Source organism: Streptomyces sp. NPDC101160 (genome assembly GCF_044768205.1).
Lineage (GTDB): Bacteria > Actinomycetota > Actinomycetes > Streptomycetales > Streptomycetaceae > Streptomyces.
In genome coordinates this window covers 405907-416569 of sequence record NZ_JBIWPJ010000008.1, presented here as the reverse complement: position 1 = coordinate 416569, position 10663 = coordinate 405907, and the positions used below count along the sequence as shown (strand labels likewise).

The 10663-nt window shown below is 72.7% G+C and carries 10 protein-coding genes; 6 read left to right on the top strand and 4 right to left on the bottom strand.

From position 1 onward, the window contains the following. Window positions 1-33 precede the first annotated feature (33 nt). From ACIRSU_RS27610 to ACIRSU_RS27595, 4 genes are all read left to right on the top strand, one after another. Window positions 34-540, top strand: a complete 507-nt coding sequence (locus ACIRSU_RS27610; RefSeq protein WP_403797385.1) for a hypothetical protein — start codon at window positions 34-36, stop codon at window positions 538-540. Continuing rightward, complete coding sequence (locus ACIRSU_RS27605) at window positions 512-1831, top strand: ABC transporter substrate-binding protein (RefSeq protein ID WP_403797382.1); 1320 nt, start codon at window positions 512-514, stop codon at window positions 1829-1831. The genes ACIRSU_RS27610 and ACIRSU_RS27605 overlap by 29 nt, the downstream gene beginning before the upstream one ends. A 138-nt stretch (window positions 1832-1969) precedes the next feature. Beyond that, on the top strand, window positions 1970-3262 hold the full coding sequence (locus tag ACIRSU_RS27600; RefSeq protein WP_403797381.1) for a glycosyltransferase: 1293 nt from the start codon (window positions 1970-1972) through the stop codon (window positions 3260-3262). A 270-nt stretch (window positions 3263-3532) separates the two neighbouring features. Further along, a complete protein-coding gene (locus ACIRSU_RS27595; RefSeq protein ID WP_403797379.1) occupies window positions 3533-3724 on the top strand; it encodes an I78 family peptidase inhibitor in 192 nt (63 codons plus the stop codon). Window positions 3725-3838: 114 nt separating this feature from the next. Here the strand turns inward: ACIRSU_RS27595 and ACIRSU_RS27590 are convergent, their stop codons facing one another. Next, window positions 3839-4876 carry a phosphatase PAP2 family protein gene (locus ACIRSU_RS27590; protein ID WP_403797377.1) on the bottom strand — a complete coding sequence of 346 codons (1038 nt, stop codon included), beginning with the start codon at window positions 4874-4876 and terminating at the stop codon, window positions 3839-3841. A gap of 415 nt (window positions 4877-5291) precedes the next feature. Between ACIRSU_RS27590 and ACIRSU_RS27585 the strand changes: the two genes are divergently transcribed. Beyond that, on the top strand, window positions 5292-6959 hold the full coding sequence (locus tag ACIRSU_RS27585) for an MFS transporter (RefSeq protein ID WP_403797374.1): 1668 nt from the start codon (window positions 5292-5294) through the stop codon (window positions 6957-6959). A gap of 10 nt (window positions 6960-6969) precedes the next feature. Here ACIRSU_RS27585 and ACIRSU_RS27580 read toward each other — a convergent pair whose 3' ends face one another. Next, complete coding sequence (locus tag ACIRSU_RS27580; protein ID WP_403797372.1) at window positions 6970-7407, bottom strand: cell division protein SepF; 438 nt, start codon at window positions 7405-7407, stop codon at window positions 6970-6972. 315 nt (window positions 7408-7722) lie between these two features. Here ACIRSU_RS27580 and ACIRSU_RS27575 point away from each other — a divergent pair, with 315 nt between their 5' ends. After that, entirely contained in the window at window positions 7723-9075 is a 1353-nt protein-coding gene (locus ACIRSU_RS27575) for a DUF5685 family protein (RefSeq protein ID WP_403797368.1), read from the top strand. 58 nt (window positions 9076-9133) lie between these two features. Here ACIRSU_RS27575 and ACIRSU_RS27570 read toward each other — a convergent pair whose 3' ends face one another. Both ACIRSU_RS27570 and ACIRSU_RS27565 read right to left on the bottom strand, forming a co-directional pair. Next, entirely contained in the window at window positions 9134-10090 is a 957-nt protein-coding gene (locus ACIRSU_RS27570) for an ABC transporter substrate-binding protein (protein WP_403797366.1), read from the bottom strand. Continuing rightward, entirely contained in the window at window positions 10087-10230 is a 144-nt protein-coding gene (locus ACIRSU_RS27565; RefSeq protein ID WP_403797363.1) for a hypothetical protein, read from the bottom strand. The genes ACIRSU_RS27570 and ACIRSU_RS27565 overlap by 4 nt, the downstream gene beginning before the upstream one ends. Window positions 10231-10663: the final 433 nt, after the last annotated feature.

The window sequence follows — 10663 nt, the reverse complement described above, 5'->3', positions numbered from 1 at the left end:
TCGGCCTGCCCCTGACATCCGGTGGTGAGCCAGATGCTTCTCACGCGACGTGCGGCGGCCTTCGGCGCGGCGGCGGTCCTGGTGCTGACGCCGGTCGTCGCCGGGTGCTCCGACAACTCCGGCAACAACTCGTCACCGAGCCAGGTCACCCCCACGACCTCGCCCACCATGACGGACCAGCCGCTCGACCCGGTCGCCGCCAAGGCGCAGATCACCAAGAACTGGACCGCGTTCTTCGACCCGAAGACCCCGCCCGACCAGCGGATCAAGCTCCTGGAGAACGGCCAGAAGATGGCGCCCGTCCTCGGCGCCTTCGCCGGGAACAAGAACGCCGCCGCGACCTCCGTCAAGGTCACCCAGATCAGCTTCACCTCGCCCACCGGCGCGAACGTCACCTATGACCTGCTGGTCGCGGGCAACACGGCCCTGCCCCACGCCAAGGGCACCGCCGTCCTGCAGGACAACACCTGGAAGGTGTCCGAGAAGACCCTCTGCGGCCTGGTCCAGCTCAGTGGCACGAACCAGGTCCCGGGCTGCTGAGGCGGTCGCGGCGCTGCTCCTCGCCGTGCTCGCCGCCCTGGTCCCGCTCCTCGCGGGCTGCGGCAGCCGGCTCCCGGAGCGTGCCTTCGGGACGCGGCCCACCGTCACCCCCTCCGGCGGTGAGCCGCTTCGCGTCGGCATCATCACCAGCGCCACCAGCCCGGTCGGCGGCGACACCTTCACCGGGCCGCGCGACGGCGCCCGCGCCTGGTTCGACGCACTCGACGCCCGCGGCGGCGTCGCCGGGCGCAAGGTCGAGGTGTTCACCTGCGACGACGGCGGCAGCGGCATCGGCAACAACGCCTGCGTCCACGAACTGGTCGACCGGCGCAAGGTCTTCGCCCTGGTCGCCACCACCGCCCTCGACTACGCCGGCGCCCCGCTCGTCGCGAAGGCCGGCGTCCCCGACATCGGCGGCCAGCCGCTCACCCCCGCCTACGACACCTATCCGCACCTCTACGGCATCTACGGCAGCTCCGCCCCGCGCACCGGGAAGTCGCCCGGCTGGCACGGGGTCCTGTACGGCGGCACCGAGGTCTACCGCTGGTTCCGCAGCCACCTCGGCGCCCGCACCGCCGCCGTCGTCTCGTACAACCAGGCGGCCTCCGCCGCGTACGCCCGGCTGATCACGGACGGACTGCGCGCCGAGGGCTACCGGGTCGTCGGCGAGCAGGTCGACTTCGCGCTGCCCAACTTCCGCGCCGTCGCGGCCGACCTGCGCGCACAGCACGCCGACCTCGTCCTCGACGCGATGGACACCCACGGCAACGTCCAGCTGTGCGAGGCCATGGAGGCGCTCGGCGTCCACGTCGCCGCCAAGGTGACCAACGTGCAGAACTGGTCCTCGTCGGTGGCGCGCGACTACGCGAAGGCGCCTGGCTGCCGGGCCGCGCTGTACGTCACCGGCTCCAGCCGCGACTACGACGACACCGCCTTCCCGGCCGTGCGGGAGTTCCGGACGGCGATGGGCGACCGGCCGCTGTCGCAGTGGCAGTTGGAGGGCTGGGCGGCGGCCATGTGGTTCACCGACGCGGCCCGCTCCTGCGCCGGCGGCCCCGGCGGGCCCGCCGGCATCACCCGGGCGTGCGTCGAGGCGTACGTCAACCGGGCGGAGCCGTACACCGCCCGCGGGCTGCTCCTGCCCGTACGCTTCGAGCACCTGGCGACGCCGCCGAAGACCTCGTACACCTGCCTGTCCGTGGCCCGCTGGCGGGACGGCCGCGGCTGGGTCCCGCAGGGCGACATGAACCGCAACTGCGCCACCGTGCCCCAGCTGGGCTACCGCCCGTGACGCCCGTGACGCCCGTGACGCCGTTCGGGAAACCGCCCGTGACGCCGCCCCCCGACGCCGGTCGCGCGCGAGGCCCCCGCGCGCGCAGTACAGTCGGCGGCGACCAGACACGCTTGACCGGGGGGAACCGGTACCGCCATGCGCATCTCCTTCCTGCTCCACAACGGCTACCACATCGGCGGCACCATCCGGACGGTCTTCACGCTCGCCGCCGAGCTGGCGGCCCGTCACGAGGTGGAGATCGTCTCGGTGTTCCGCCACCGAGACGAGCCGATCCTCGGCGTACCCGCCGGCGTGACGCTCCGTCCGCTCGTCGACATCCGGAAGAACAGCCCGGGGTACGACGGCGAGCACCCCGACTTCCACCGCCCCGCCCGGGTCTTCCCGCGCGGCGACGGGCGCTGGAAGCAGTACAGCGCGCTCACCGACGCCCGGATCGGCGCCCATCTCGCCTCCGTCGACGCGGACGTGCTGATCGCCACCCGCCCGGGGCTCAACGTGCAGCTCGCCCGGCAGGCGCCGCGCGGACCGGTCCTGGTCGGGCAGGAGCACCTGATCCTGGACGGGCACAGCTACCGGCTGCGCCGGGACATCGCCCACGAGTACGCGCTCCTGGACGCCGTCACCACCGTCACCGAGGCCGACGCCCGCTCCTACCGGGCGCTCGGCCTGCCGGGCACGGTCCGCGTCGACGCCGTGCCGAACAGCGTGCCCGCGCCCACCGTGCCGCCCGCCGACCCCGCCGCCAAGGTCGTCGTCGCGGCCGGCCGGCTCACCCCGGTCAAGCGGTACGACCTGCTGATCGACGCCTTCGCGGACGTGGCCGCCGCCCGCCCTGACTGGAAGCTGCGGATCTACGGCACCGGTGACGCCGCCGACAACCTGAAGGAACGGCTGGCCCGGCAGATCGAGCGGCTCGGCGTCGGCGGGAACGTCTTCCTCATGGGCACCGCTCACCCGATGGAGCCGGAGTGGGCCAAGGGCTCGCTGGCCGCCGTGACCTCCCGGCGCGAGTCCTTCGGCATGACCATCGTCGAGGCGATGCGCTGCGGCCTGCCGGTGGTCTCCACCGACTGCCCGTACGGCCCCGGCGAGATCATCGAGGACGGCGTCGACGGCCGGCTCGTCCCGGTCGACGACACGGCCGCCGTCGCCGCAGCCCTGCTCGCCCTCATCAACGACGACGAGGCCCGGGCCCGGGCGGCGAAGGCGGCCCTCGTCTCCTCGGAGCGCTTCGACCCGGTCCGGATCGCGGCCCGCCACGAGGCCATCTGGACCGACCTCGTCGAACGGCGGGCCGGGGCCGCGGCCCCGCGCGCCCGCAGCCACCCGGCGGCCCGCGCCGCCCTGCACCGCACGGTCGGCGCCCTCCTCGACTCCGCCTACGCGGCGAAGGCGAGGGCCGGCGCGCTGGTCCGCCGCTTCCGCTGACGGAAGCGGGGCTCCGTGTGCGCGGTGCGGACGGGCCGCGGGGAAAACGTGAACGGGCCCTGGGTCGGGGAGTCACGGAATTACTGGCGGAATGCTTTCGTCCGCTTGTTCTGAGGAATTCCGGGAAAGGGTTCCGAGGTCCTGTGGATTACCGGGGAAGCGGCTGGAATTCGCCCCCGCGGGCGGGTTTGTGGAAGAGCGGGGTCATGTCAAACACATGTCGAGAACCTGTGACACAAGCGTGACCGGCAGGGTACTAACGTGAGCTGCATGACATCCGAACACGCACCCGATACGTATGTGGGACTCCCCGCCGAGGAGGCCGAGAGCCTCGCCCGGATCCATGGCTGGAGCGTCGTCCGGTCCCTGCCGCCGGGCTCGATCATCACCATGGAGTACATGGAGGCGCGCATCAACTTCGAGGTCGAGGACGGCGTCGTGACCCGTGCCTGGCGCGGCTGAGAAAGCCCGGGGAACAGGCACCGGGGAACCGGTGACAGGGACAGAGGAGAGGGACACGGGAGAGGGCCCCGGCCGTGATCGGCCGGGGCCCTCTCCCGTACGTGCCTGGATCGCTCAGCCGCCCGTCGCCGGCCGCGAGTGCGGCGGGCGACGGCTGCCGGCCGGGCCGACCGGGGCGCGCTCCGAGCGCACCGCGTGATGGGCGGCGGAGTGGTGGCCGGCCGTGTGGTGGGCGCGCGGGGCGGCCAGCGGCGAGGCGGGCAGGCCGGCGGCCCGCCCGTTCCCGGTCCGGCCTGCGCTCGCGGCGCCGACGGTCTCCCGTACCGGCTCCTCGACCCCGGCCGGCCGCTGCGGGAAGATTCCCGGCACCGCGCCACCGGTCGCCACCGGCAGCGAGGGCACCAGGCGGCGGCGGGACCGCAGCTGCTCGCGCAGCCGGTCGCGCACGCCCAGGATCCACGCCTCGGCCACCGTGATGACGGGCTCGCACCAGGGCAGCGCGAGCAGCACCACCAGGCCGGCGGCCCAGCCGAGCAGCACGTCGCTCAGCCAGTGCGTGCCCAGGTAGACGGTGGTCAGGCCGACGCCGAGCGCGACCAGGGCCGACAGCGCCGACAGATAGCGGCGGGCTCTCGGCGTGGTCGCGAGATAGGCCAGGATGCCCCAGGTCACGACCGCGTTCGCGGTGTGCCCGGACGGGAATATGTCGCCGCCCGCGAACAGCTCGGCGGAGCCGATCTGTGTCGCGTAGTGGGGGCCGAGCCGGCCGAGACCGAGTTTGACCGCGCCGACGGTGGCGTTGAGCAGGAGCAGCGCGGCGCCGAGCGAGAGCAGCGGCCGCAGCGTGTGCTGGCGCCAGGAGCGCCAGCCCAGCCAGGCCGCCACCATCACGGCCGTCGGCCCGCGCTGGCCGAGGACGACGTAGTAGTCGAGGAAGGCGTGCCACTCCGGCCACTGCTGGTAGGGCCGGAAGAGCATGATCTTCCAGTCGATCAGCACCAGCGGGGTCGAGAGGAGCACAGCGACGACGATGACCAGATAGAACGCCAGCGTCCCGCCGAAGAGGGCGAGACGCGTCCGGGTCATCCGCGGGACCTCTATCTTCGGCGGTTCCGGCTCCCGGTCCAGCCGGGCAAAGATGTCGGTACGCACCCAATCGACGTTACAGGGAGTGAGTAGCGACCTTGGTCGTTCCGGTCCCTTCGTGATGACGATGTGATGTGGAGTTGCTCTCAGCCGGGCGTTTGTTCCCGTCATCCGTCGGAAAATCCGATGACCTTCGGCGTTATTACCGAAGGTGCGATTCCGTAAGTCTGTTTGATCGCCCGGAGAATTCCGGAAACGGCTCCGCGCGTGAAATTCCAGGTGACACGCGGTGCGGGCGCGCGACGACCCGAGTGGCGTACGCCACACCGTGCGGCCCGCCGGGGTGAGACCCTGACCACGCGCTCGGGCATTGAACTCGCGTACGCTGACGGCTCACTCGCCCGTCGATGCCGGGCCGCCCCGGGGCCGACCCCCCGGCCGGTGCCCGCCGAGCGCGAGGGCTTCACTGGGAGGTACATGCATGGCGCGGACGATCACGGCCGAAACACGGCCGCGGGCCCTCGGCCGCGGCCCCGACGGCGGCGCCAACCGCTGGGTCGTCCTCGTCGTCCTCTGCGTCAGCCTGCTGCTGGTCGCGCTCGACTCGACCGTGCTGCACGTCGCCGTCCCCTCGCTCACCGAGGACCTGCGGCCCAGTTCCACCCAGCTGCTGTGGATCGTCGACGCCTACCCGCTGATCTGCGCGTCGCTCCTCATCCTCTTCGGCACCCTCGGCGACCGGGTCGGCCGCAGACGGGTGCTGCTGCTCGGCTACGCGCTCTTCGGCATCGCCTCGGCGGTCGCCGCGCTCGCCACCGCGCCCATGGTCCTCATCGGCGCCCGGGCCCTGCTCGGCGTCGGCGGCGCGATGATCATGCCCGCGACGCTCTCGCTGCTCCGCGCGGTCTTCCCCGACCGGCGCGAGCGGGCCACCGCCATCGGCATCTGGACGGCGGTCGCCGCCGTCGGCGCCGCCACCGGACCCGTGCTCGGCGGCTTCCTCGTCGAGAACTACTGGTGGGGCTCGGTCTTCCTGATCAACATTCCGCTGATGGCCCTGATCCTGCCGATCGGCCGCTGGCTGCTCCCCGAGTCGCGCGGCGCCACCGACGGGCCCTGGGACGTGCTCGGCGCGCTGATGGCCGCCGCCGGAGTGCTCGGCGCCGTCCTCGGCGTGAAGCGGCTCGGCGCCGGCGCCGAGCCGCTCGCCCCCGCCACCCTCGGCCCGCTGCTCCTGGGCGCGCTCCTGATCGTCCTTTTCGTACGGCGGCAGAAGCGGCGCGCGCACCCGCTGATCGACATGCGGCTCTTCGCCCGGGCGGCCTTCACCACCTCCGTCGGCTGCATCGTGCTCGGCATGCTGGCCCTGGTCGGCCTGGAGCTCATCGCCGTCCAGTACCTCCAGCTGATCCTCGGCCTCAGCCCCCTGGAGACCGGCCTCCGGCTGCTCCCGCTCACCTTCGCCGCGATGGCCGCCGGCGCCACCGGCTCGTACACCCTGAACCGGCTCGGCCCGCGCCGGATGGTCGGCTGGGGCTTCGTCCTCACGGCGGCCGCGGTGCTGCTGCTCGTCCTCATGGGCCAGCACGACCGGCCGGTGCTGCTCACCGTGGGCTTCGTGCTGCTCGGCTTCGGCCTGCAGACCACGCTCTTCTCGGCGTACGAGTCGATGCTCAGCGAGGCCCCGCCGGAGAGCGCCGGCGGCGCTGCGGCGATCGGTGAGACCTCGTACCAGCTCGGCGCGGGCATGGGCATCGCGCTGCTCGGCAGCGTCATGAACGCGGCGTACGCGCCCGGGCTCGCCAGACTGCCCGGCGTGCCCGCCCCGGCGGCCCGCGCCGCCGCGAACTCCCTCGGCGAGGCGTACCAGGTCGCCGACCGGCTCGGCGGCACCGCTGGCGAAACGCTCCACCACGCCGCCCGCCACGCCTTCGTCCACGGTCTCCACGTCACGCTCTTCGTGAGCGCGGGCCTGCTGCTGCTCGGCGCGCTGATGGCGCTGCGGCTGCCGCGCGTGATGGAGTGCGCTCCCGCCCAGGACCTGAACCCGGACCGGGAGCCGGAGCGGAAGTGCGGGCAGGACCTTCCGAAGGTGCCCGCCACCCGCGAACCGAGCGCGCCGCCGGCCGCGGTGAGCCCGGGCCCCTGAGGGCCCCGGCTCAGCTCTGGTTGAAGAAGCCGTCCTGGGCGCGGCCGGCCGACTCGCCGGTCACGATCTGCGTGTCCGCCGGGGTCAGCAGGAAGACCCGGGTCGCGACGCGCTCGATCGAGCCGCGCAGGCCGAAGGCGAGGCCCGCGGCGAAGTCGACGACGCGCTTGGCGTCGTTCGGCTCCATCGCGGTGAGGTTGACGATCACCGGGACACCGTCCCGGAACAGCTCGCCGATGCCCCGGGCGTCCCGGAACCCGTCGGGCGAGACGGTCGCGATCCGACGGCCCTGCTCGTGCGCCGTGTCGGACGCGACCCGCACCCGCGGGTCCGTCACCCAGGCGTCGCCGCCGCTCTCGGCACCGTCGGCGTACTCGTCGTCGTAGTAACGCTCGTCGTTGTCCTCGACGAGCCCCAGCCAGGCACTGGCCTTGCGCACCGATCCCATGGACGCCTCCTTTCAGCGCGGACACTTCACGCGGTCACCGTGGTTCCGCAATCCCTATCGTCGTCCATGATGCGGATCGCGCGCCAAGTGGATAGTCGGCGCGCAGGGGTTTCGTGACGGTACTGGTGCAGAACGTGAGGTCCGAAATCTGGCGAATCGTCAGGGATCTTGCGGTATGCGGGGGCTGACGGAGGCTTGACCGCAGCCGTGCAAATCAAATGATGAATGTCGGGCCGGAAGGGTGATGACCGGGGCGTACGGGTGAACGGGACCCCTGGGTACGATGCCGACGCAGCCGCGGTACGGGGGAGTCTCTTGTTCGGAATAGTCAGGCCTTGCACACACCGCCTCTCCGAGGGCCTCAAGGTGGAGTGGATGGCCCATCTCTGCGGTCTCTGTCTGGCACTTCGCGCCGACCACGGGCAGTTCGCCCGCGTCGTCACCAACTACGACGGCCTGATCGTCTCGGTCCTGACGGAGGCTCAGACCGGCCGCACCGAGGCCGGCCGGCGCACCGCCGGGCCCTGCCCGCTGCGGCAGATGCGGACCGCGCCCGTGGCGCGCGGCGAGGGCGCGCGGCTCGCCGCCGCCGTCTCGCTGGTGCTCGCCTCGGCGAAGATCCGTGACCACGTCGCCGACCGCGACGGCCTGTTGGCCCGCCGGCCGGTCGCCGCCGCGGCCCGCCGGGTCGCCCGCTCCTGGGACCGGGCGGGCGCCCGCACCGGTCGGGAGCTCGGCTTCGACACGGCCGTGCTGCTCGACGCGGTGGACCGGCAGACCGGCATCGAGACGCTCGCCGGGCCCGGCACCCCGCTGCTCGTCGTCACCGAGCCGACCGAGACCGCGACCGCCGCCGCCTTCGCGCACACCGCGGTGCTCGCCGGCCGCCCCGGCAACGCCGCGCCCCTCGCCGAGGCCGGCCGCCTCTTCGGACGCCTCGCCCACCTCCTCGACGCCGTCGAGGACCAGGCCGCCGACGCCGCCGCCGGCTCCTGGAACCCGCTCACCGCGACCGGCACCTCCCGCGAGGAGGCCCGCCGGCTCGCCGACGACGCGCTGCACGGCATCCGGCTCGCGCTGAAGGACGTCGACTTCGCGGACGGTCGGCTCGCCCATGTGCTCCTCGCCCACGAACTGCGCACCTCCGTCGACCGCGCCTTCGGCACGACGACCTGCTCGCACGTCGCGCCGGGCGCGGGACAGGCGCAGGGGCCGGTGCCGGGGAACCCGTACGCCACGCCCGCCGGACCGGGAGCCGCGCCCGGTAACCCGTACGCCCCGGGCGGACCGGGCGGACCGGGCGGACCGGGCGGCAACCCGTACGCGCCCGGCCCGGGCGGCCCCGGCGGGCCGTACCACCCGGGTCCGGGCGGGCCGGGCGGTCCCGGCGGTCCCTGGGGCCCGCTCCCGCCCGAGCCGCCGAACCGGCGCCGCGGTCTCGTCGCCGGCTGCGCCGTCTGGCTCGGCCTGGCCTGCACCTGTCAGATGTGCTGCGGCACCTTCGAGGACCCGTGGAGCCGGCAGCGCCGCGAGGGCCTCTGCTCCCAGTGCGACTGCTGCGACGCCTGTGAAGGGTGTGGCGAGTGCTGCGACTGCTGCGGCAACTGCTCGTCCTGCTGTGACGGCTGCGACGGATGTGACGGGTGTGACTGCGGCTGCGACTGCTGAGCCGGGATCGCCGAGCTGCGACCGCTGAACCGCGAAAGCTGAACCGCGACCGCTGAGCTCACTTCGTGGGCGCGGGGATCTCCGGCGGGGAGATGCGTGACTCGGCGATGCCCGAGGCGGTCACGCCCCACTTCCGCAGGATGCGGTCGTAGGTGCCGTCCGCCTTCAGGCCGTTCACGGCCGCCTGGAAGGCGGGCGCGAGCGGGGTGCCCTTCTTGAAGGCGAAGCCGACGTCGAGACGGCGGTACTCGTTGAGGAACTTCGTGCCCGGCTGCTGCTTCACCGCGTAACGGAGGCCGTTGATGGTGCTCATGACCACATCGGTGCGGCCCTGCTGGAGGGACATCCAGATCGCGGCCGTGTCGTTGTAGACGTTCACCTCGTACGGCTGCTTGCCGGCCGCCGCGCAACGGCTCTTGTTCCGTTCCAGGGTCTGCTCGAACGTGGTGCCCGCGCCGGTGCCCACGCGCAGGCCGCAGAGCTGGGTGAGGTCGGTGACGGCGGTCAGCTTGCTGTCGGCGCGGGCGGCGAAGCCCTGGCCGTCGTTGATGTAGGTGACGAAGTCGATGGTCTTGCGGCGCTCCTCCGTGACGCCGAAGTTGCCCGTGCCGACGTCGTACTTGCCGCTGCCGAGCGCCGGCAGGATCGTCTCGAACGCGGCCACCTCGCGCTTCGGCTCCAGGCCGAGCGCCTTGGCGACGGCGCCCGCGATGTCGGCGTCCAGACCGACGACGGTCTTCCCGTCGGGCAGATAGGCGTTGCCCGGCGGGGTGCCGACGGCGGTGGCCAGGGTCAGGGTGCCGCGCTGCCGCACGTCGGCGGGGAGCAGCTTCGCCGCGGCCTCGTTCTTCCGCACGCCCGACACCACGTCCTCGGTCGGCAGCGCGTCCGGTGCGCCGGCCTGCCCGGCGGCGCCGGCCGGGGCGGCCGCCGGCTCGCCGGACCCGCAGGCGGTGAGGGTGAGCGCGGCGGCGGTGATCAGCGCGAACGCGAGCGAATTGCGTGAGGTTTTCATGGGTTCGGGTTCTCCAGGTGCTTCTCGAACGGCAGCGACCCGAGCGACTCGGGATCGGCGTCGACGTCGAAGAGGGGGCGGTAGCCGGTCGCCAGGGGGTCGGTGGTCGTGGTCCGGTGCGCGGACAGCACAGAGCTCATGACGGTCCTTCAGGCGAAGGTGAAGGAAAAGAAGGAAAAGACGGTGAAGGTGAAGGGAGAGCGCGGGCAGCGGCGAGGGGCTCTGCTCAGGTACTCACGGGTGTGCGCGGGTGAAGGCGCCGCGGAGGAAAAGCACGCGGGCAGGGAGAAGCAGGGGGTCGGCTCAACAGGAAGAGGACCACACACGACCGAGGTCGATGTGGGAGCGCGTGACCAGCCACTGCTGCGGATTCATGGCCCAAGTGGAACAGGCATCCGTTTCCTCGTCAACCACGATGAGACGAACGGCTCATCATCCGGACGTACTTGACAGTCCGCCCCGCGCTGCGCGTAGCGTGAGGGGGCGGACCGTGCTGAGGGGCTCGGGTCCGCGGCTCACCGCGCGCTGAAGGCGCATCCCGTGTTCGATCCGTCTCTGGAATCCACGGAGCCT

Coding starts and splice junctions, on each gene's coding strand:
- ACIRSU_RS27610 (WP_403797385.1), top strand. CDS start 34: ATGCTTCTCACGCGACGTGCGGCGGCCTTCGGCGCGGCGGCGGTCCTG.
- ACIRSU_RS27600 (WP_403797381.1), top strand. CDS start 1,970: ATGCGCATCTCCTTCCTGCTCCACAACGGCTACCACATCGGCGGCACC.
- ACIRSU_RS27595 (WP_403797379.1), top strand. CDS start 3,533: ATGACATCCGAACACGCACCCGATACGTATGTGGGACTCCCCGCCGAG.
- ACIRSU_RS27585 (WP_403797374.1), top strand. CDS start 5,292: ATGGCGCGGACGATCACGGCCGAAACACGGCCGCGGGCCCTCGGCCGC.
- ACIRSU_RS27580 (WP_403797372.1), bottom strand. CDS start 7,407: ATGGGATCGGTGCGCAAGGCCAGTGCCTGGCTGGGGCTCGTCGAGGAC.
- ACIRSU_RS27570 (WP_403797366.1), bottom strand. CDS start 10,090: ATGAAAACCTCACGCAATTCGCTCGCGTTCGCGCTGATCACCGCCGCC.
- ACIRSU_RS27565 (WP_403797363.1), bottom strand. CDS start 10,230: ATGAGCTCTGTGCTGTCCGCGCACCGGACCACGACCACCGACCCCCTG.